This window comes from Kitasatospora sp. NPDC048407, from assembly GCF_043200475.1.
Lineage (GTDB): Bacteria > Actinomycetota > Actinomycetes > Streptomycetales > Streptomycetaceae > Kitasatospora.
This window is the reverse complement of the sequence record NZ_JBICXW010000006.1, coordinates 53,733-73,271: the sequence shown is the minus strand read 5'-3', so window position 1 is coordinate 73,271 and position 19,539 is coordinate 53,733. Positions and strand designations below refer to the sequence as shown.

The 19,539-nt window shown below is 72.7% G+C and carries 18 protein-coding genes and 2 tRNA genes; 10 read left to right on the top strand and 10 right to left on the bottom strand.

The features are described from left to right. The first annotated feature begins 28 nt into the window (after positions 1-28). Positions 29-889: a DUF3152 domain-containing protein gene (locus tag ACGFWJ_RS14000; protein WP_392948851.1), complete on the top strand. Its 861-nt coding sequence runs from the start codon at positions 29-31 to the stop codon at positions 887-889. Next, positions 889-1,566 carry an SUKH-4 family immunity protein gene (locus ACGFWJ_RS13995; protein ID WP_392948849.1) on the top strand — a complete coding sequence of 226 codons (678 nt, stop codon included), beginning with the start codon at positions 889-891 and terminating at the stop codon, positions 1,564-1,566. Before ACGFWJ_RS14000 ends, ACGFWJ_RS13995 begins: the two co-directional genes overlap by 1 nt. Before the next feature lie 16 nt (positions 1,567-1,582). Here the strand turns inward: ACGFWJ_RS13995 and ACGFWJ_RS13990 are convergent, their stop codons facing one another. From ACGFWJ_RS13990 to purS, 4 genes are all read right to left on the bottom strand, one after another. Beyond that, positions 1,583-2,395 (bottom strand): sterol carrier family protein, encoded by an 813-nt coding sequence (locus ACGFWJ_RS13990; RefSeq protein ID WP_392948846.1) that lies wholly within the window; start codon positions 2,393-2,395, stop codon positions 1,583-1,585. 73 nt (positions 2,396-2,468) lie between these two features. Next, positions 2,469-4,760 carry a phosphoribosylformylglycinamidine synthase subunit PurL gene (gene purL, locus ACGFWJ_RS13985; protein ID WP_392948844.1) on the bottom strand — a complete coding sequence of 764 codons (2,292 nt, stop codon included), beginning with the start codon at positions 4,758-4,760 and terminating at the stop codon, positions 2,469-2,471. After that, positions 4,760-5,437 carry a phosphoribosylformylglycinamidine synthase subunit PurQ gene (purQ, locus tag ACGFWJ_RS13980; RefSeq protein WP_387639683.1) on the bottom strand — a complete coding sequence of 226 codons (678 nt, stop codon included), beginning with the start codon at positions 5,435-5,437 and terminating at the stop codon, positions 4,760-4,762. Before purQ ends, purL begins: the two co-directional genes overlap by 1 nt. Next, on the bottom strand, positions 5,434-5,730 hold the full coding sequence (gene purS, locus ACGFWJ_RS13975) for a phosphoribosylformylglycinamidine synthase subunit PurS (RefSeq protein ID WP_392948841.1): 297 nt from the start codon (positions 5,728-5,730) through the stop codon (positions 5,434-5,436). The genes purQ and purS overlap by 4 nt, the downstream gene beginning before the upstream one ends. Positions 5,731-6,146: 416 nt before the next feature. On the opposite strand from purS, the gene ACGFWJ_RS13970 reads away from it, so the two are divergent. From ACGFWJ_RS13970 to ACGFWJ_RS13940, 7 genes are all read left to right on the top strand, one after another. Next, a complete protein-coding gene (locus tag ACGFWJ_RS13970) occupies positions 6,147-6,464 on the top strand; it encodes an Lsr2 family protein (RefSeq protein WP_073807183.1) in 318 nt (105 codons plus the stop codon). A 152-nt stretch (positions 6,465-6,616) separates the two neighbouring features. After that, positions 6,617-6,689: transfer RNA gene (locus ACGFWJ_RS13965), tRNA-Gly, on the top strand. Between the two features lie 38 nt (positions 6,690-6,727). Beyond that, positions 6,728-6,803, top strand: a tRNA-Gly gene (locus ACGFWJ_RS13960). A gap of 185 nt (positions 6,804-6,988) precedes the next feature. Beyond that, complete coding sequence (locus ACGFWJ_RS13955) at positions 6,989-7,966, top strand: ABC transporter ATP-binding protein (protein ID WP_387639688.1); 978 nt, start codon at positions 6,989-6,991, stop codon at positions 7,964-7,966. After that, positions 7,963-8,766 carry an ABC transporter permease gene (locus ACGFWJ_RS13950; RefSeq protein WP_392948837.1) on the top strand — a complete coding sequence of 268 codons (804 nt, stop codon included), beginning with the start codon at positions 7,963-7,965 and terminating at the stop codon, positions 8,764-8,766. The genes ACGFWJ_RS13955 and ACGFWJ_RS13950 overlap by 4 nt, the downstream gene beginning before the upstream one ends. A gap of 125 nt (positions 8,767-8,891) precedes the next feature. Next, positions 8,892-10,067: a sensor histidine kinase gene (locus tag ACGFWJ_RS13945; RefSeq protein WP_392948834.1), complete on the top strand. Its 1,176-nt coding sequence runs from the start codon at positions 8,892-8,894 to the stop codon at positions 10,065-10,067. Then, complete coding sequence (locus tag ACGFWJ_RS13940; RefSeq protein ID WP_392948831.1) at positions 10,064-10,678, top strand: response regulator; 615 nt, start codon at positions 10,064-10,066, stop codon at positions 10,676-10,678. Before ACGFWJ_RS13945 ends, ACGFWJ_RS13940 begins: the two co-directional genes overlap by 4 nt. A 27-nt stretch (positions 10,679-10,705) precedes the next feature. Here the strand turns inward: ACGFWJ_RS13940 and ACGFWJ_RS13935 are convergent, their stop codons facing one another. The 4 genes from ACGFWJ_RS13935 to purD form a co-directional block, all read right to left on the bottom strand. Next, the gene (locus ACGFWJ_RS13935) at positions 10,706-11,605 is read right to left on the bottom strand and encodes a phosphoribosylaminoimidazolesuccinocarboxamide synthase (RefSeq protein WP_392948828.1); all 900 of its coding nucleotides are present in this window, start codon (positions 11,603-11,605) and stop codon (positions 10,706-10,708) included. Between the two features lie 93 nt (positions 11,606-11,698). Continuing rightward, positions 11,699-13,243 carry a N,N-dimethylformamidase beta subunit family domain-containing protein gene (locus ACGFWJ_RS13930; protein WP_392948825.1) on the bottom strand — a complete coding sequence of 515 codons (1,545 nt, stop codon included), beginning with the start codon at positions 13,241-13,243 and terminating at the stop codon, positions 11,699-11,701. A gap of 151 nt (positions 13,244-13,394) precedes the next feature. Continuing rightward, positions 13,395-14,885 carry a hypothetical protein gene (locus ACGFWJ_RS13925; RefSeq protein WP_392948823.1) on the bottom strand — a complete coding sequence of 497 codons (1,491 nt, stop codon included), beginning with the start codon at positions 14,883-14,885 and terminating at the stop codon, positions 13,395-13,397. Positions 14,886-15,316: 431 nt separating this feature from the next. Then, a complete protein-coding gene (gene purD / locus ACGFWJ_RS13920; RefSeq protein ID WP_392948821.1) occupies positions 15,317-16,561 on the bottom strand; it encodes a phosphoribosylamine--glycine ligase in 1,245 nt (414 codons plus the stop codon). A gap of 429 nt (positions 16,562-16,990) precedes the next feature. Here purD and ACGFWJ_RS13915 point away from each other — a divergent pair, with 429 nt between their 5' ends. Further along, positions 16,991-17,776, top strand: coding sequence for an SLATT domain-containing protein (locus tag ACGFWJ_RS13915; RefSeq protein WP_387639709.1), 786 nt, complete (start codon positions 16,991-16,993; stop codon positions 17,774-17,776). A 156-nt stretch (positions 17,777-17,932) separates the two neighbouring features. Here the strand turns inward: ACGFWJ_RS13915 and ACGFWJ_RS13910 are convergent, their stop codons facing one another. Both ACGFWJ_RS13910 and ACGFWJ_RS13905 read right to left on the bottom strand, forming a co-directional pair. Continuing rightward, entirely contained in the window at positions 17,933-18,583 is a 651-nt protein-coding gene (locus ACGFWJ_RS13910; protein ID WP_387639712.1) for a hypothetical protein, read from the bottom strand. Positions 18,584-18,626: 43 nt separating this feature from the next. Continuing rightward, positions 18,627-19,523 carry a GntR family transcriptional regulator gene (locus ACGFWJ_RS13905; RefSeq protein ID WP_392948818.1) on the bottom strand — a complete coding sequence of 299 codons (897 nt, stop codon included), beginning with the start codon at positions 19,521-19,523 and terminating at the stop codon, positions 18,627-18,629. Positions 19,524-19,539: the final 16 nt, after the last annotated feature.

Sequence of the window (19,539 nt, the reverse complement as noted above, 5' to 3'; positions counted from 1 at the left end):
CAACTGTCGTCGTCCCGAGGGAAACCAGATGCCCGCAGCCCGCAGGTCACCCAGCAGGTCCGCCCGGCGCCGCGCCCGCTCGCGCCGCCGCCGGACGGCCCTGGCGCTGGGCGGCACCGCGGCGCTGGTCGTACTCGGCGCGGCCGGATTCACCCTGCTCGGCCCGACCGACGGCCAGCCGCAGGACGCCGGATCCACCACCCAGGCCCGGCCCGTCCCCCCGGTCAGCGACTCCCCCGAGCCCTCGAAGCCCGCGGAGAGCAGCGCGCCGCCGCAGAGCGAGCCGTCCAAGAACGACCCGTCCAAGAACGACTCGCAGGTCGTCCAGCACGGCAGCGGCAACTTCACCACCGCCACCGCCAGCAGCGGCGCGGTCGGCACCGGCGGCACCGTACGCCGCTACCAGGTCCAGGTCGAGGACGGCATCAACATCGACCCGAAGGCCGCCGCCGACGCGATCCACAAGGTACTGGGCGACAAGCGCAGCTGGATCTCCAACAAGCGCGACAGCTTCAAGCTGGTCTCCTCCGGCACCTACGACTTCACCGTCATGATCGCCTCGCCCGACACCACCGACAAGATCTGCGGCGCCGGCGGCCTGGACACCAAGGGCGAGGTGAACTGCGACGTCGGCAAGCAGGTGGTGGTCAACTCCAAGCGCTGGCTGACCGGTTCACCCCAGTTCAACGGCACCCTGGACGACTACCGCGCCCTGATCGTCAACCACGAGGTCGGCCACCGCATAGGCCACGGCCACGAGGGCTGCCCCGGCCCCGGCAAGCCCGCCCCCGCGATGATGCAACAGATCTACGGCCTGAACGGCTGCACCGCCAACGCCTGGCCCTACGACAGCAACGGCACCTACCTCAAGGGCCCGTCGGTGCCCTGATGCCCACCCCACCCGTCCGGCCCGTCACCCGCGCCGAGTTGGAGCAGGTCTACGGCGCCGACGGGCTCCGCCGCTACCCGGCGGCGGAGCTGCCCGCCGTCGTCACCGACCCCGCCGCACGCGCCTTGCTCACCGACATCGGGCTGCCCGACGGCCCCGGCGCGTTCCTCTTCTTCGGGCAGGTACCGACCCCGCTGGCGGAGTACGTCAGCGATCCGGCCGCGCTCTGGCCCGACCTGCCGGACGGCGGGGCCGGCCTGGTCGCCCTCGGGTACTGGGGCGCGACGTTCGCCCTCGACGGCGCCACCGGCGAGGTGTACGCCCTGATCCCCCACCAGCCGGCCACCGTCGACGGCCGGCCCGCCCACCGCGACCTGCACTCCCTGCTCCGCTGCCAGATCGCCTTCGGCGCCGACGAGCTGAGCCTGCTCGGCGACCTGATGGACCCGGACACCGTCGACTGGTGCCGGGCCCACATCGCCGGCTTCGCCGAAGCGTTCCCGCCCGAGGAACTCGACGAGGACGGATATCCGGTCGACGAGGAGCCGGACGGCACCGCACCGCATCCCGACGAGGTGATCGCCCGGCTCTCCGACAAGCTGCGGCAGATCGAGCCCGACCTGCTGCGCCACGCCGGCTGGGAGTCGATCGTCCAGCACTTCCGCTACGGCTACTGACGCCCGCCCCGCAGCCTCAGCCCAGCACCGGCAGGTAGCCGGACAGGTCGCTGCGCTCGCCGCTCGCGGTGAGGGTGGCGTCCAGGGCGTCGGGCCAGGCGAGGCGGCCGGTGGCGAGGCGGATCCAGCTGAGCGGGTCGGTCTCGACGACGTTCGGCGGGGTGCCGCGGGTGTGCCGGGGGCCCTCGACGGCCTGCACCACGGCGTGCGGGGGGATCCGCAATTCGACGGCGCCGCCCGGCACTTGGGCGGCGAAGGCGTCGGCGAGCAGCCGGGTGGCGGAGGCCAGCGCGAAGCGGTCGTGCGGGAAGGCGTCGATGCCCAGCGCGTCCGCCAGGTCGTCCGCGTGCACCACCGTCTCCACCAGGCGGGTGACCAGGAAGTCGGCCAGCAGCATCGGGCCGAAGCGCATCAGGATCACCCGGCCGGGGTCGCGGCCCTCGTCGCTGTCCAGGGTCTTCCACAACTCGCGGAACTGCCGGTCGAGTTCGCCGGACACCTGGGCGGCGTCCCCGGCGAACTGCTCGGCCACCAGCTCCACCGCCGTCGAGTTGATCGCGGCGGCCGCCGTGCGGGTCTTCGAGGCCCAGTACAACGGCGTGATCGGGGCCTGCGGCGGCAGCGGGTCGTGCAGGTGCAGCGGCACCCAGCTGGCCACCATGCCGAGGTGGGCGACGAGTTCACGCACCCGCCAGCCGTCCAGCCGGGTCGGCAGGGCGAGCTGCTCGTCGTCCAGCGCGCGGACGGCGGCGGCGATCGCGTCGAGCTGCCCGGTGAGCGCGGCGCGCACCTTCACCGGGTCGTAGGTTCGGGGCTTCGCAGTGGGCATGCCCGCAGCGTACAAAAGGCGGGCGGCCGGTCCGGAGAACTCCGAACCGACCGCCCGTCGGAACAACGCCGCGTCAGGCGAGCAGCGCCTCGATGACGCCGGTGTGGGCGTCGCGCAGCTCGGCCAGCGTGACGGTGAACTGACCCTGGACCTCCAGGGCGTCGCCGTCGACCACGCCGATGCGGGCGGCGGGCAGGCCGCGGGCGCCGCACATGTCGTTGAACCGGAGCTCCTCGCTGCGCGGGACGGCCACCACGGCGCGTCCGGCGGACTCGGAGAACAGGAACACGAACGGGTCGATGCCCTCGGGCACGACCACCCGGGCGCCGTTGCCGCCCTTGAGGCAGCTCTCCACCAGGGCCTGCGCGAGGCCGCCGTCGGAGAGGTCGTGGGCGGCGTCGATCATGCCGTCGCGGGAGGCGGCGATCAGGATGTCGCCCAGCAGGCGCTCGCGCTCCAGGTCCACCTTGGGCGGCAGGCCGCCGAGGTGGTTGTGCACGACCTGCGACCAGGCGGAGCCGCCCAGCTCGTCGGCGGTGTCGCCGAGCAGGTAGAGCAGCTGGCCCTCTTCGGCGAAGCCGACGGGGGTGCGCCGGGTGACGTCGTCGATGACGCCGAGCACCGCGACCACGGGGGTCGGGTGGATGGCGACGTCGCCGGTCTGGTTGTACAGCGAGACGTTGCCGCCGGTGACCGGGGTGCCGAGCACCAGGCAGGCGTCGGCCAGGCCGCGGGTGGCCTCGGCGAACTGCCACATCACGTCCGGGTCCTCGGGGGAGCCGAAGTTGAGGCAGTCGGAGATCGCGAGCGGCTTGGCGCCACCGGCCGCGACGTTGCGGTACGCCTCGGCCAGGGCCAGCTGGGCGCCGGTGTACGGGTCCAGCTTGGTGTAGCGGCCGTTGCCGTCGGTGGCGACCGAGACGCCGAGGTTGGTCTCCTCGTCGATCCGGATCATGCCGGAGTCCTCGGGGCTGGCGAGCACCGTGTTGCCCAGCACGTAACGGTCGTACTGGTTGGTGATCCACGCCTTGGAGGCCTGGTTCGGCGAACCCGCGACCTTCAGCAGCGCGTCCTTCAGCTCGGCGCCGTTCGCCGGGCGGGCGAGCCGCTCGGCGGTCGGGGCGTCGGCCTGCAGGGCGTCCTGCCAGGACGGGCGGGCGTACGGGCGCTGGTAGGTCGGACCCTCGTGGGCGACGGTGCGCGGCGGCACGTCGACCACCAGTTCGCCGTGCCAGAAGATCTCCAGGCGCTCGCCGTCGGTCACCTCACCGATGACGGTGGCGATGACGTCCCACTTCTCGCAGATCTCCAGGAAGCGGTCGACCTTGCCGGGCTCGACGATGGCGCACATGCGCTCCTGCGACTCGCTCATGAGGATTTCCTCCGGCGAGAGCGTGTGGTCGCGCAGCGGCACGGTGTCCAGCTCGATCCGCATGCCGCCGGTGCCGGCCGAGGCCAGCTCCGAGGTGGCGCAGGACAGGCCGGCGCCGCCGAGGTCCTGGATGCCCGCGACGAGGTCTTCCTTGAAGATCTCCAGGGTGCACTCGATGAGGAGCTTCTCCTGGAACGGGTCGCCGACCTGGACGGCGGGGCGCTTGGCCGGGCCGGTCGCGTCGAAGGTCTCCGAGGCGAGCACCGAGACGCCGCCGATGCCGTCGCCGCCGGTGCGGGCTCCGTACAGGATGACCTTGTTGCCGGGGCCGGAGGCCTTCGCGAGGTGGATGTCCTCGTGCTTCATCACGCCGACGCAGAGCGCGTTGACCAGCGGGTTGCCCTGGTAGCAGGAGTCGAAGACGACCTCGCCGCCGATGTTCGGCAGGCCCAGGCAGTTGCCGTAGCCGCCGATGCCCGCGACGATCCCGGGCAGCACGCGCCGGGTGTCCGGGTGGTCGGCCGCACCGAAGCGCAGCGGGTCCATCACGGCGACCGGGCGGGCGCCCATCGCCAGGATGTCGCGCACGATGCCGCCGATGCCGGTGGCCGCGCCCTGGTAGGGCTCGATGTACGACGGGTGGTTGTGCGACTCGACCTTGAAGGTGACCGCGTAGCCCTGGCCGACGTCGACCACACCGGCGTTCTCGCCGATGCCGACGAGCATCGCGTCGTTCTCCGGGGCCTTCTCGCCGAACTGCTTGAGGTGGATCTTGGAGCTCTTGTACGAGCAGTGCTCCGACCACATCACCGAGTACATGGCCAGCTCGGCGCCGGTCGGACGGCGGCCCAGGATCTCGCGGATCCGGGCGTACTCGTCCTCCTTGAGGCCGAGTTCCGCCCAGGGCTGGCCCGCGTCCGGGGTCTGCTCGGCGTTCTTGACGGTGTCCAGCGACCGGAGGGAGCTGGACGAGTTGGGAGGTGTGAGGCTCATCAGGCGTTCACCAGCTGCTTCAGGACGGAAGTGAAGAAGCCCAGGCCCTCGGTGGTCGGACCGGTGAGCGGCTCCACGGCGTGCTCCGGGTGCGGCATCAGGCCGACGACATTGCCGGCGGCGTTGGTGATGCCGGCGATGTCGCGGTACGAACCGTTCGGGTTCACATCCAGGTACCGGGCCACGATGCGGCCCTCCGCCTCGAGTTCGTCCAGGACGTGCTCGTCGGCGACGAACCGGCCTTCGCCGTTCTTCAGCGGAACGACGATTTCCTGGCCGGCCGAGTAATCCCGGGTCCAGGCGGTGTCGGCGTTCTCGATGCGGAGCTTCTGGTCGCGGCAGATGAAGTGCAGCGAGTCGTTCCGGGTGAGCGCGCCGGGCAGCAGGTGCGATTCGCACAGCACCTGGAAGCCGTTGCAGATACCGAGGACCGGCATTCCGAGCTTCGCCTGCTCGATGATGGTGTCCATCACCGGGGAGAAGCGGGAGATGGCACCGCAGCGCAGATAGTCGCCGTAAGAGAATCCGCCCGGCAGGACGACGGCGTCGACCTGGTGGAGATCCTTGTCGCGGTGCCAGAGGGCGACCGGCTCGGCGCCGGCCAGGCGGACCGCGCGCTGGGCGTCGCGGTCGTCGAGGGAGCCGGGGAAAGTGACAACGCCAACGCGGGTGGTCACTTGGCGTCTCCTCCGACGGAGGAGGAGGGGACCATTGTCGCGGTCTCCTCGACGCGGACGGTGAAGTCCTCGATCACGGTGTTGGCGAGGAAGGTCTCGGCAGCTTCACGGATGCGGGCGAGCGCGGCGTCATCGACCGGCCCTTCCAGCTCCAGTTCGAAACGCTTGCCCTGGCGAACGTCGGCGATCCCGGCGAATCCGAGACGCGGCAGTGCACGCTGCACCGCCTGTCCCTGCGGGTCGAGGATCTCCGGCTTGAGCATGACGTCGACTACGACGCGTGCCACTGGCACTCCCGGTGGTGATTGCGTGAAGGCGGGGGACCTTCAGCCTACCTGGGCCGGAAGGCCTTCTTGCGGCCTACCTGCGGCAACGCGCGTAGACCCATGCCCCTTACGAGCCAAGGCCTCCAAGCCTCTCCCCCGGGCACCCGGATCCCCGGCGGCACCCGATTTCGTCGGTTTAATCCCGTCTGTAACGAGGCTGTATCGGCATCCGAGGGAACCCCGTGAATATCCAGAAAAAAGGAATCCCGAACTCTTCGATTTCCACCCGTTCCGGGTGCAGAATAGGGCGACCGGCAGCCGAACGCGCCGCATCTCGGCGTGGGCTCCCCCTGCCCGCCGACGGATGCCGTGATCCCGGCCCAACGGACCGGCGGGGCATCCGAGACCTCCGCCGGCCGAATTGCCCGAGAGGATTGACACCCATGGCTCAGCGTGTAGTCGTCACGCTCTCCGACGACCTGGACGGCGGCGCCGCCGCGGAAACCGTCCACTTCGGCGTGGACGGGAAGTCGTACGAGATCGACCTGTCCGCCGACAACGCGGAAAAGCTTCGGGAGGCTCTCGCCCCGTTCGTCGCCGCAGGACGCCGGCAGAGCCGCAGCGGAAAGTCCTTCCGTCGTACCGCGCTCACCCCCGACCCGGCCGCGGTCCGCGCCTGGGCGCAGTCGAACGGCATGGAGCTGCCCGCCCGCGGCCGCATCCCGAAGCACGTGTACGAGGCGTTCTCCGAGAACAACTGACCCTCGCCGGCGGCCCGTTGCGGGCCGCCGGCCCCTTCCCCGGCCGCCCCGCCGGGGAAAGGTGGGGCAAGCAGGTCGATTGATGTTGTAGAGTTCTTCTCGTCGCCGCAACCGGGGAAACCCGAGCGGGGCGGCCGGTGCCCAGGCACCGTGCGGACGTGGCTCAGTTGGTAGAGCATCACCTTGCCAAGGTGAGGGTCGCGAGTTCGAATCTCGTCGTCCGCTCGCAGCTAGCGTTACAGGCTGTAACAATTCAATATCATGCGGACGTGGCTCAGTTGGTAGAGCATCACCTTGCCAAGGTGAGGGTCGCGAGTTCGAATCTCGTCGTCCGCTCCAGTTCCGAAGGCCCCCTCGACCGAGGGGGCCTTCGGCGTTTCCAGCCCCGACCGGCACCCCGACGGCAGGACGCCCGACGACAGCCGCACCCGATGACATTTGTCATCGCCGACCCGTGGAACTCCACCGGCACCCGGTGACGGCCCGCACTACTGGACGGCCCGGCCCGGCGGAAGGCTGGTGCCATGACCGACACCAGCCGTCCCCGCCCCGCCGTCGAGGCCCGCGGCCTGCACCGCCGCTACGGACCGTCCGGTGCCGCCGGGTTCGAGGCCGTCCGCGGCCTGGACCTCAGCGTCGCCCGCGGCGAACTCTTCGCGCTGCTCGGGACCAACGGCGCCGGCAAGACCTCCACCATGGAGGTGCTGGAGGGCCTGGCCGCGCCGAGCGCCGGCGAGGTCCGGGTGCTCGGCCTGGACCCGGCCCGGGAGCGGCCCGCGCTCCGGCCGAGGATCGGCATCATGCTGCAGGAGGGCGGCTTCCCCGGCGAACTGACCGTCGCCGAGACCGGCACCTGCTGGGCCGGAATGACCAGCGACGCCCGCACCGTGGACGAGGCACTCGACCTGGTCGGCCTGCTGCCCCGGCGCTCGGTGCGGGTCAAGCAGCTGTCCGGCGGCGAACGCCGCCGCCTCGACCTGGCGATGGCCCTGCTCGGCAGGCCCGAGGTGCTGTTCCTGGACGAGCCCTCCACCGGCCTCGACCCGGAGGCCCGCGCCTCGGTCTGGCGGCTGATCCGCGAACTGCGCGAGGCCGGCACCACCGTCCTGCTCACCACGCACTACCTGGAAGAGGCCGAGGAACTCGCCGACCGGCTGGCGATCATGCACGGCGGCCGGGTGGTGGCCGGCGGCACCGTCGCCGAGGTGCTGGCCGACCACCCCGCCCGGATCGGCTTCGAACTGCCCGAACGCACCGGCCCGCACGCCGCACTCGCCCTGCCGTCCCTGCCCGGCGCCGACCTGCGGATCGACGGCCGCCGGATCACCCTGCGCACCACCGACCTCCAGGGCACCCTGACCGAGCTGCTCGGCTGGGCCGCCCACCACCAGGTCGTACTGGACCGGCTGGACGCCCGCAGCGCCTCGCTGGAAGAGGCCTTCCTCGCCATCGCCGCGTCCGACGCGGCCACCGCCCCGCCGCAGATCGGACGTGCCGCATGACCGCCGCGACCACCCCCGCCGGACGCCTGCTCGCCCTCGGCCGCGCCGAGGCCACCCTGCTGCGCCGCAACCGCACCGCGATGTTCATGGCCCTGGCGCTGCCGCTGATCCTGGTCACCACGCTCCGCGGGATGCTCGACCGCCTCTCCGAGCACTCCCCCGGCCTGGACGTGAACGGCAACCTGGTGGCCGGATCGATGGGGATCGTGCTGATGATCGTCATCTACTGCAACCTGACCTCCGCCTACACCGCCCGGCGCAGCGAACTGGTGCTGAAGCGGCTGCGCACCGGCGAGGGCACCGACGCCGAGATCCTGCTCGGCACCGCCGCCCCGTCGATCGCGCTGGCGCTCACCCAGTGCCTGCTGCTGGGCGTCGGCGGCGCACTGCTGCTCGACCTGCCCGCCCCGGTGAACCCGGTGCTGATGCTGGCCGGACTGGCCCTGTCGGCGGCCCTGCTGACCGCGCTGGCCGCGCTGTCCAGCGCCTTCACCAAGACCGTGGAGACCGCCGGCATCACCACCCTGCCGCTGCTGCTGGTGGCGCAGCTCGGCTCCGGCCTGATGGTCCCGCTGGAGTCGATGCCGGACTCGATGGCGAACATCTGCCGGCTGCTGCCGACCACCCCGGCGCTGGAGCTGCTGCGGATCGGCTGGTTCGGCACCGACGGCTCCGGCCCGGCGGAGGGCTTCGCGGGCACGTGGTCGCAGGGCGCGCTGCCGCTGCTGCTGGCCGTGGTGTGGACGGCTGCGGCCGCCTGGGCGGCCCGGCGCTGGTTCCGCTGGGAACCGCGCCGCTGAGCGGCCGCGGGCGGGCTGGCAGGATGCTGGGGAGTCGTCAGGAAGCGGGGTACCCAGCGGTGAACAGGCCGAGGCCGATCGGGCGGTGGCGGTCCCTGTCGAAACCGCAGCGCACCGAGTTGTACGTGCGCTGGTCGCTGTACCTGGTGTCGGTGATGCAGGTGCTGGCCGCGCTCCTCGTGGTCGGGTCGGTGAGCGCCCGGCGGGAGGTGCCGACCGGCCAGCTCCTGCTGGCGGTGCCGGGCGTGCTGCTGGCGGCGGCGCTGAACCTGGTGCTGTTCCGCACCGGGCTGAATGCCTACCTGGGCCGCCGCCCGCACCCGTACTGCTGGGTGGCGCTGACGGGGGCGGTGGCGGTCGGAATGTCACTGGCGATGATGCTGCCCACCGCATCGATGACCGGCGACGAGGCGATGGTGCCGAACGCGATCGCGCCGATGACGGTGACGTTCTGGCTCGGCGCCTGCGTGCTCGCCCTGTCGGTGCGCGAGGCGCTGCTGACCGCGGCCGTCTCGCTGACGCTGCTCGCGGCGCCGCTGCTGCTGGCCGGCGCCCACCCGGCCGCGGTGGTCGGCCTGCTGGTGGGCTGCCTGCTCGGCGCCGCGATGGCCGGCGCCACCGCCCGCTGCTCGTCCTGGACGGCGAAGGTGGTGTGGGAACTGGACGGGGCCCGGGAGGCCCAGGCCCGGCTCGCGGTCGCCGAGGAGCGGCTGCGGTTCTCCCGTGACCTGCACGACGTGCTGGGCCGCAACCTCGCCACCATCGCGCTGAAGAGCGAACTGGCGGTGCAGCTGGCCCGCCGCGGGCGCCCGGAGGCGGTGGACCAGATGACCGAGGTGCAGCGGATCGCGCAGGACTCGCAGCGCGAGGTCCGCGAGGTGGTGCGCGGCTACCGCACCGTCGAACTGCACACCGAACTGATCGGCGCGGCCTCGGTGCTGCGCGCCGCGAATGTCGACTGCCGGACCGAACTGGCGGGCACGGACGCGCTGCCTTCCGAGGCGCAGTCGGTGCTCGGCTGGGTGGTGCGGGAGGCCGCGACCAACGTGCTGCGGCACTCCGAGGCCGCCAACTGCTCGTTCCGGCTGCGGGTCTCGGGCGGCCTCGCGGTGCTGGAGGTGGAGAACGACGGGGTGCCCGCCGCCCCGCCGTCCCGCACCGACGGCGCGGGCAGCGGCCTGCGCGGTCTGCGCGAACGCCTGGCCGCCCACGGCGGCACCCTGACGGCGGCCGGACCCGGCCCCGGACGGTTCCGGGTGACCGCCGAACTACCGATGAAGGCAAGGGAGTCCGTGGCGTGAGCGACCGGGTGCGAGTACTGCTCGCCGACGACGAACATCTGATCCGGGGAGCGCTGGCCGCACTGCTCGCGCTGGAGGACGACCTGGCGGTGGTCGCCGAGGCGGCGTCCGGCCCGGAGGCGCTGGCGATGGCCGCCGCGCACCGCCCGGACGTGGCGGTGCTGGACCTGCAGATGCCGGGCCTGGACGGCCTGGAGGTGGCCGCGGAACTGCGGCACCGACTGCCGGACTGCCGGGTGATGATCGTGACCGGGCACGGCCGCCCCGGCTACCTGAAGCGGGCCCTGGAGGTCGGGGTGCGCGGCTTCCTGCCGAAGACCGTCTCCGCCTCCGACCTGGCGGGCATCATCCGCACCGTCCGGGCGGGCGGCCGCTACGTGGACCCGGACCTGGCCGCGGAGGCGATCAGCGCGGGCGACTCCCCGCTGACGCCGCGCGAGACGGACGTGCTGGAACTGGCCGCCGACGGCTCCTCGATAGCCGAGATCGCCGACCGGGCCTCGCTGTCGCAGGGCACGGTGCGCAACTACCTGTCCTCGGCGGCGGGCAAGCTGGGCGCGGAGAACCGGCACGCGGCGGTGCGGATCGCCCGCGAGCACGGCTGGCTGTGACGGCGCGTCACAGCCAGCCCCGGGGATCTACTTCCAGTCGAGACCGGTGAGCTTCTCGTACGCGTCGATGTAGCGCTGCCGGGTGTGCTCGACGATCTCGGCGGGCAGCGCCGGCGGCGGGTTGTCGCTCTTGCGGTCCCAGCCGGAGGCGGGCGAGGTCAGCCAGTCGCGGATGATCTGCTTGTCGAAGGACGGCTGGTCGCGGCCCGGCTGCCACTCGTCGGCCGGCCAGTAGCGGGACGAGTCCGGGGTCAGCACCTCGTCGCCGATGACCAGTTCGCCGTCCAGCAGGCCGAACTCGAACTTGGTGTCGGCGAGGATCAGGCCCCGGTCACGGGCGATCTCCCGGGCCCGCGAGTACACGGCGAGAGTGGTCTGCCGCAGGGTGGCGGCCAGGTCGGCGCCGATCCGGTGGGCGGTCTCCTCGTAGGAGACGTTCTCGTCGTGCTCGCCGACCTCGGCCTTCAGCGCCGGGGTGTAGATCGGGGCGGGCAGCTCCGAGCCGTTGTCCAGGCCCTCGGGCAGCGCGATGCCGCACACCGTGCGGGACACCCGGTACTCCTGCAGGCCGGAGCCCGCCAGGTAGCCGCGGGCCACGCACTCCACCGGCGCCATCTCCAGGCTGCGGCAGATCAGGGTGCGGCCGGCCCAGTCGGCGGGGGCGCCCTCGGGCAGCTCGGTGGAGATCACGTGGTTGGGCACCAGGTCGGCGATCCGCTCGAACCACCACAGCGACAGCTGGGTGAGGATCCGGCCCTTGTCGGGGATCTCGTTGGGCAGCACCCAGTCGTAGGCGGAGGTGCGGTCGCTGGCCACCATCACCAGGTTGCCGTTCCCGTCCCGGTACAGGTCGCGCACCTTGCCGGTGTGCAGGTGGACCAGGCCGGGCACCTGGACCGGCTCGGGCTTGGTGACGAATCCGCTCACGGTCGTAAAGTCCTCACAGCTGGGGGGCTCTGCTGCGGGGAGTCTTTCATGCGCACGAGGCAGGGGGCGGGTGCGGCCCCGCTCAGCACCAGGTCAGGGACGGGTGCGGCCCTCCTTGCAGAGCTGGTCGAGCAGGTTGGCGGTGGCCTTCTGGATCCGTTCGTCGGTGTGCCCGGGCCGGTCCAGCGCGGGCGACCAGGCGAACGTCCCGGACGCGAAGACGTACGCGCCGCTGGGCGCCCGGTACAGCGAGGTCTCCTGGTGGGTGAGCCGGCCGGCGGCGTCCCGGTACGGGGAGTGCGCCAGCAGGGTGCGTTCGGTGCAGGCGGGCAGCGCGACCTTCGGGTAGTAGCGGTCGGCCTCCCCCGCGACCAGGCCGGGCAGTTCCTCGCCCTCCTCCAGGCCGGTGCCCTCCCACAGCCAGTGCGAGGTGTTCCGGGCCACCAGCGGCACCGGCGCCGGCACGCTGCCCGCGTACTGGATGCCCAGCAGGTGCTGCTCGGGCTCCCCCGCGTCGCGCCAGAGCGCGCTCGCCGAACCCGCCGGGCCGGCCGCGGGGTGGTCGGCGCCGACCTTCTGCCGCTTGCGGCAGTTCAGCAGCCGGGACGGCTCGCCGTTCGCGCCGGCCGTCAGCTCGACCCGCCAGTACAGCGAATTGGCGGACAGGAACACCAGCGAGGTGCCGCCGTCCCGGGCCCGCTCGACGGCCCGCCGCATCGGCTCCGACCAGTACTCGTCGTGCCCGGGGAACACCATCGCCTTGTACCGCTCGGCGTTGACCAGCCCGGCGTGCAGGTCGGTGGCGGTGGCGTAGCCCAGGTCGTAGCCGTACCGCTCGGCCCAGCGGATGAAGTCGTACGCGTGCCCGACGTGCAGCGGCAGCCCGGCCCCGGCGTGCGGCCGGTCGAAGGAGACGGTGACCGCCGCCTCCTCCTCGCGCACCAGCCGCCCCGCCGCGTCCCACGCGTGGTAGAGGCTGGCCCCGAGGTGCCCGTCCTCCGGGAACAGGTTGTACGCCTGCCAGGTCACGTCCGGCAGCACCAGCAGCAGCTCCGCCGCGTTGAAGTCCCGGACGGTGAACGGGATGTGGCTGCGGTGCCCGCCGTCGGCGGTGGTCAGCACCGCGACGTACGCGCCGGGCCGCCAGTCCTGCGGGACCTGCAACCGCCAGGACTGCCACCAGTGGTGGCAGGAGACGGTGCGGTCGGCGACCATCGGGGCGGGCTGGACGAGACCGGCGATCAGCGGGCTGGAGGACACCTGGCGGGCGCCGTCGCCGCCGTCGTGGCCGATCCGGTAGACGTCGACCTGGAACTCCTGCGGCGGGTGGACCGTCACCCGGAGATCCACCGAACCGCCCGGCCGGACCACGCCCGAGGACGCGAACCCCTTGATCTGCTGCCGCACGTCGTCGGAGTTGCTCGGACCGCTCACCGCGGGCCGCGGCGGCCGGGCCGCGCCTTCCAGCGGCTGCTGCCCCGGGGCGTCCACGCTGACGTACCAGGGCACCGCGCCCTCGCCGTCCGCCAGGTAGTGGTCGGGGCTGCGCAGCCACGGCAGCGGGCCCTGGCCGAACGGATCGGACACCCCGTGCGCCAGCGTGCCGGACTCCCACCGGCGGTTGGATTCCGTTCCCACACGCCCTCCCCACCCTTGCGCATCCGCCGAGGGTGGCAATTGCCATGCGGATGTGCGTGCGGACCAGCACATCACAGGTTGCTGGCGCAGTGTCACCCCACCGTAGCAATTCGTATCGGCGAAACCGGGTTTTCCGGGATCTTTCGGAAATTCATCCGGAAAGCCGCACCGGTCGCTCCAGTCGCACCCCGGCCCGCTCCAGCCAGGACCGCAGTGGGCCGTCCTGCCCGGCCTCCGCGGCGGCCGTCACCGCCGGGGACAGAGCGGCTCTCGGTGCCGCGCGGGACAGCAGGACCGGGCCGTCCAGCCAGTCCAGGCCCGGGCTCGCGGTGCCCGCGTCCACCGCGGCGCAGCAGACGGTGGCGGTGAGGTGCTCGACCAGCAGGTCGCGTCCGCTGCGCACGGGAGGCAAGGGGGGCGCGACCTCGGCGGCGCGCGCCACCCTTCCCGCCAGTGCGGCCGCCAGGGTCTCGGACTCCCCGGCCGCCAGCCGGGCGAGCAGTTTGTCCAGCGCGGGGCCGGTGTGCGGGTGGTCGTCGCCGAGGGCGCTCTGCAGGGCTGCGGCGCTCTCCCGCCAGCCGTGGTCGACCACCTGCTCCGGGTAGTCCTCCCAGTCCAGCGGCTGCCAGCCGCCGGGCGGCTCCTCGTGCAGCAGTTCGGCGGCCAGCCGGGACACTCGGGTGTCCACCAGGCCGGGCTCCTCCAGCAGGTCGCAGGCGGGGCGGTCGCCGAGCCGGTTCCCGTAGCCGTCGGCGAGCCGGTCGCGGCGGGAGAGTTCGGTGAGCGCGGCGACCACGCCGGCGTTCAGGTGCGAGGGGTGCCGGCCGAGCCGCCAGGCGGGCAGCGCGACCCGGGTGAGCAGCCGGTCCCAGCCCGCGTAGGCCAGGCCGACCTGCTCCTGGGCGGCGATCCGCAGCCCGTAGTCGACGGCCTTGGCCTGTTCGGAGGCCCAGGCGGCGACGGCGTGCTCCAGCTCGGCGGAGTGCTCGCGGCAGGCGCCCAGCAGGTGCCGGTCGACCCGGCCGACCAGCGCGGCGGGGCCGCGGTGCCGGTCGCCGAGCGCGGCGTCCAGGGTGCGCAGCCAGCGGCGGGCGGCGGCGATGTCCGGATCGGCGGCGGCCGCGGTGCCGGCCACCACGGGGGCCAGCAGGGCGCGCAGCTCGCCGGCCCGCATCCACCACAGGAACGGGGAGCCGATCACCAGCACCGGCGCGCCGGGCGCGGCCCGCCGGCCGGGCCGGTGCGGCTCCTCCAGCCAGCTGTCGCAGTCGGGGGTGAGCGCGATCGCGCCGGGCGCCGGAACGTCCAGCCGGTCGGCGAGCTCCTCGATCAGCCGGTAGAGCTCCGGTGCGTCCGCCCTGGTCAGCGGCACGGCGGGGGTGACCGGGGGGACGGCCCGGCGGTGCGCGCGGGCCACCATGGCGGCCAGCAGCAACGTCAGCGCGGCGACCGTGCAGACCGCCCAGCGGATGCCGTCCCACAGGGGCGCGTCCGGTGACCCGGGGGCGCCTATCCGTCCGGTGAACCGCCCGACCAGCAGCACCACCGCGCAGGCGGCGGGCAGCGCGGCGGCGGCCACGGCCCGTCCGCGCAGACGCAGGACGGCCCGGGCTCGTGCGCGTGCGGTGTCCACTGCAGCCATCGCCGCGGCACCCCCTTCGCAGCCGACTCGACTCGATCAATTCCGGTACGGGAAGCGGCGGGTGCCGAACCCGGTGGTACGACTCGCGTGGCGCTTTCCTGCCAGTCTCGACGCCCCGGTACGGGCGGGTGTTCCGGAACTTCCGGGAGACCACCCGTCCTGGTGACACCGCGGCGGGACCCGCCACCGCTCCCAGCATCCCCCGGGCGCGTCATGGCGACGAGCCGCGCCCGCGCCGGCGCCCCCGCCCCTGCACGATGCAGCGCACCCTACGGCGCTCGCTCCGGCCCCGTCAGCGGGATGACCAACAGATCACCCGAAGGACTGCTTTTTCGGCGTGCGGCCCGCTCCGCCCCGATCCCGGGAAACGCCGCGGGGCGCTGCGTCCGGACGGGTCGGTCCGGGCGCGGCGCCCCGCGGGTACTTCCTGCTTACTGCGCGGCCTCGGCCGCGATGTCGGTACGGTGCTGGGCGCCCTTGAAGGAGATCTTCGCCAGGCCCGCGTACGCCTTGGCCCGGGCCTCGGCGAGGTCCGCGCCGGTGGCGGTGACGGACAGCACCCGGCCGCCCGCGGTGAGCACCTCGCCGTCCGGGCCGGTCTTGGTACCGGCGTGCAGCACGAACGCGGTGCCGTCGGCCTCCGCCTCGTCCAGGCCCTCGATCGGGTCACCGGTGCGCGGGTTCGCCGGGTAGCCCTCGGACGCCAGCACCACGGTGACCGCGGCGTCCTCGTCCCAGCGCAGCGGCTCCAACGCGGCCAGCGTGCCGTTGGCGGCGGCGAGCAGCACACCGGCCAGCGGGGTGCGCAGCCGGGCCAGCACGACCTGGGTCTCCGGGTCGCCGAAGCGGGCGTTGAACTCGATCACCCGGGTGCCGCGCGAGGTCAGCGCCAGGCCCGCGTACAGCAGACCGGAGAACGGGGTGCCGCGGCGGCGCAGTTCGTCGACGGTCGGCTGGAGAACCGTCTCCAGCACCTCCTCGACCAGGCCCTCGGGGGCCCACGGCAGCGGGGTGTAGGCGCCCATGCCACCGGTGTTGGGACCCTGGTCGCCGTCCAGCGCGCGCTTGAAGTCCTGCGCGGGCACCAGCGGCAGCACCGTGGTGCCGTCGGTGATCGCGAACAGCGACACCTCCGGACCGTCCAGGTACTCCTCGATCACCACGCGCTCGCAGCCCTTGGCGTGCTCCAGCGCGGCGGCGCGGTCCTCGGTGACCACGACGCCCTTGCCGGCCGCCAGGCCGTCGTCCTTCACCACGTACGGAGCACCGAACGCGTCCAGCGCCTCGGCGGCCTCCTGCTCGGTGGTGCACACGTAGGACCGCGCGGTCGGGACGCCGGCCCCGGCCATCACGTCCTTCGCGAATGCCTTGGAGCCTTCCAGCTGCGCGGCCTCGGCACTCGGGCCGAACACCGGGATGCCGGCCGCCCGCAGCGGGTCGGCGACACCGGCCACCAGCGGAGCCTCCGGGCCGACCACCACCAGGTCGGCGCCCAGCTCACGGGCCAGCGCGGTGACCGCGGCGCCGTCCAGCTGGTCGACCGGGTGCAGGGTGGCCACCCGCGCGATCCCGGCGTTGCCCGGGGCACAGTGCAGCTCGGTGACGGCGGGATCTTGGGACAGGGAGCGGCACAGGGCGTGTTCGCGGGCGCCGCCGCCGATGACGAGGACCTTCACGAGTCGAGAGCCTAGTCGGTGGCCGGTTCCGCACCGTCGGCGGCACCGTCCGCGGCCCCGAATCCGGTGTGCCCGCCCACCAAAAGCAGCTGGCCTGTTCGAACAACCGCGCAGTCACACCGACCGCCCCCGTTCACCTCGCTCGGACGGGTGAAATCCGGCCGGGCAGCACAACCCTCCGACCTCGGCTTCCGGAGGTGAAATCACATAACGATCACTGCGGAAGCGCCCACACGGTCAGCCATTTGGCGGTAAGAAGTGCTGTTGGACAAGAACCCGGCCGCAGACCGGGCACGGCACCATGGGCGGCTCCGCCGAACTCGAGGTCCGCGCCGAAAACCCGATGTCCACGCCACTTCGATGTTCCGAACCGTCAGTCCCGGTACCCGCCGGGCCTCCGCAGTCACCCCGCCACAGGGAGCGCCACAGGTGAGCCAGCCGGAAATGCAGCCCGAGGAGAGTCCTTGGGGCAAAGAGGTCGCCGACGACGACCAGAGCGCCCCCGGCTCCGGCGGACGGATCCCCACCCGCCGCCGCACCGACCTGAGCGCCCGTCAATTCCCGCTCGGCGACTGGGGCGAACCGGCCGAACGCCTCGAAGAGCTCTACCGCTGGTCGGAAGAACGCGCCGTCGAGGCCATCGAGTGGTACCGCCGCGACCGGGTCTGGAAGCGCCGCTGGGCCAGGCTGCTCCGCAAGGCCGCCGGCCTGTTCACCGTCGCCGGCGTCACCGCCCCGATCGTCTCCCTCACCGGCGTCCTCCCGCACGCCCTCGAATGGGGCTACGTCGGCCTCGCGCTCGCCGCCGCCTCGCTGGCCGCCGACCGCGCGTTCGGACTCACCTCCGGCTGGATGCGCGACGTCTCCACCTCGCAGGCACTCCAACGCCGCCTGGAAGCCTTCCAGTTCGACTGGGCCTCGGAATGCGTCCGGGAAGTCCTCGGCCCCACCGAAGGCACCGCCGGCGAGGCCGCCGAACGCTGCCTCGGCGTGCTGCGGCGCTTCTGCGAGGACGTCTCAGAGATGGTCCGCACCGAGACCTCCGAGTGGATGCTCGAATTCCGCGCCGGCATGACCCAGCTGCCCACCCAGACCCCGGGCAGCTGGGGCGGCCGCAACGAGGTTGGCACCGGCGCACAGGTCCGCGTCCTGCCGCCGCCGGGCACCAGGCCAACCATGCCGCGACAGCGTCCCCCGGAGGGGCCCCTGCGCTGACCTTCGCGACAAGCGCGGGCCGATCCGCAAGGTCGCGAACACGTGCAAGTCATTGTCCTGCGGCGCGATCTTGCGGTCGTGTGCGTTCCCCTTCGCGCAGTTCCGCCCCCTCGCTTCGCTGGGGGTACCCCCAGCGCCCCCCGATGGCTATCCCCTTTAGGCGAAGACGATCATCGAGGACTGGGAGACGCTGCGGGCCGCCGCCGAGTACAGGCCGGCCCAGGCGTGGCGCTCTCTTGCGAAGGGGTGCTGGAAGTCGTCGATCGGGGGGCCGAAGGGCTGTTCCAGTTGGGTGGGGCCCAGGGGGCGGGTGGGGGCCGGGGGGTTGAGCGGGTCGATGCCCAGCAGGGGGGCGACGGCCTGGAGTTCGCGGAGCAGGCCGTACGAGGAGCCCAACGGGCCGCCTGCGGCGAGGAGTTCGTCGGCGACCAGCGGGACGGCGAAGTCCACCGGGACGTATGCCCCGGCGTGGTCGAAGTGCCAGACCAGGTGCGACTGTTCGGCGGTGGCCTCGAACATCTCCAGGAGCTGTTCGTAGTCGCTGCCGAGTGCGTCCACCGGCGCCACCTCGAAGCCGGTGAGCCCCAACAGGTAGGCGCGGCGCAGGAAGTGCAGCGAGTCGTAGTCGAACGCGGCTATCGTCTCGACGTCTCCGGAGAAGCCCGGTACGTAGGGGTTGACCGGGACGGGCGGCAGCCCGTGCTGGGCCAGCACTCCGTTGTAGCGGTCGAGGTCGTCCCGGAAGGGGTTTTCGGGGCTGTACGTGAGCACGTCCACGAGCGGGACGAGCCAGAGGTCGCAGGCCATGGGCCGGCTCATCCTCTCGGTGGCGGGGCAATGGGCCCCAACCCTACCGGCCCGTGGCGGGCTCGCCGCGCCCCGGGCGGAAGGACCGGGTGAACCGGCCGGGCTGGACGACCCGGGGCAGTGGGACCCGGCCCAATACGACGGCGCCGTGGGGCGATTGGGGGGCGTCCTCGCCCTTCTCGGGGGCGGCTGACGGCGCGTCGGCCGGGTCCGGTTCGCGCAGCAGTCGCATGACGGAGAAACCGTCGAGGGTCCGGTCGAGCAGCCCGGCGAGCAGTTCGATGGTGAACAGGTTGTAGTGGTTGACGAGCCGTCGGGCGCCGTCGTGGTCGCGGTCCTCGATCCGGTCGACGAGGTCGCCGTGCCGGTCCCAGCAGACGCCGGCCAGTTCGCCGGCGGCGCGCAGGTGGGGAGCGGCGAACATCCAGGACTGGACGCGCAGCCAGCCGAGGTAGTCGGCGATCCGCTCGTTGCACAGGATGGCCGCGGCCTCCTGCCAGAACCGCAGGTCGCAGCCGACCAGGACGTCGAGGTGGCCGGCCCGGGCGGCGCGGGTGGCGGCGTCGGCGCGGCGGCGCAGCGAGACGGTCCGGGTCCAGTCGTAGGGGTGTTCCCGGTTGCCGAGGTGGCGCAGCGCGTTGTCGGTGAGCAGCGCCCGGGCTTCGAGGATCTCCAGGTAGTCGTCCCAGTCGAACTCGGGGACGGTGAAGCCGCGGTTGGGTTCGCTGACCAGCAGTCCCTGGGCGGAGAGGTCGACCAGGGCTTCCCGGGCGGGGGTGGCGGAGACGCCGTAGATTTCGGCGATCTCCTTGACGGTGAAGTTGCGGCCGGCGGGCAGCCGGCCGCACATCATCTCGTCGCGCAGGGCGTCGGCGATCTGTTCGCGGAGACTGTTGCGCCGGATCAGGGCGCGGCCGCTCCCGGCTCCCGCAGCGTTCATCGCCGCTCCCCCCTAT

Bases quoted from the DNA above. Each gene is read 5' to 3' on its own strand.
- ACGFWJ_RS13950 (WP_392948837.1), top strand. From the start codon at position 7,963: ATGACCGCCGCGACCACCCCCGCCGGACGCCTGCTCGCCCTCGGCCGC.
- ACGFWJ_RS13905 (WP_392948818.1), bottom strand. From the start codon at position 19,523: ATGAACGCTGCGGGAGCCGGGAGCGGCCGCGCCCTGATCCGGCGCAAC.
- ACGFWJ_RS13970 (WP_073807183.1), top strand. From the start codon at position 6,147: ATGGCTCAGCGTGTAGTCGTCACGCTCTCCGACGACCTGGACGGCGGC.
- ACGFWJ_RS13990 (WP_392948846.1), bottom strand. From the start codon at position 2,395: ATGCCCACTGCGAAGCCCCGAACCTACGACCCGGTGAAGGTGCGCGCC.
- purL (WP_392948844.1), bottom strand. From the start codon at position 4,760: ATGAGCCTCACACCTCCCAACTCGTCCAGCTCCCTCCGGTCGCTGGAC.
- ACGFWJ_RS13910 (WP_387639712.1), bottom strand. From the start codon at position 18,583: ATGGCCTGCGACCTCTGGCTCGTCCCGCTCGTGGACGTGCTCACGTAC.
- ACGFWJ_RS13995 (WP_392948849.1), top strand. From the start codon at position 889: ATGCCCACCCCACCCGTCCGGCCCGTCACCCGCGCCGAGTTGGAGCAG.
- ACGFWJ_RS13955 (WP_387639688.1), top strand. From the start codon at position 6,989: ATGACCGACACCAGCCGTCCCCGCCCCGCCGTCGAGGCCCGCGGCCTG.
- ACGFWJ_RS13925 (WP_392948823.1), bottom strand. From the start codon at position 14,885: ATGGCTGCAGTGGACACCGCACGCGCACGAGCCCGGGCCGTCCTGCGT.
- ACGFWJ_RS14000 (WP_392948851.1), top strand. From the start codon at position 29: ATGCCCGCAGCCCGCAGGTCACCCAGCAGGTCCGCCCGGCGCCGCGCC.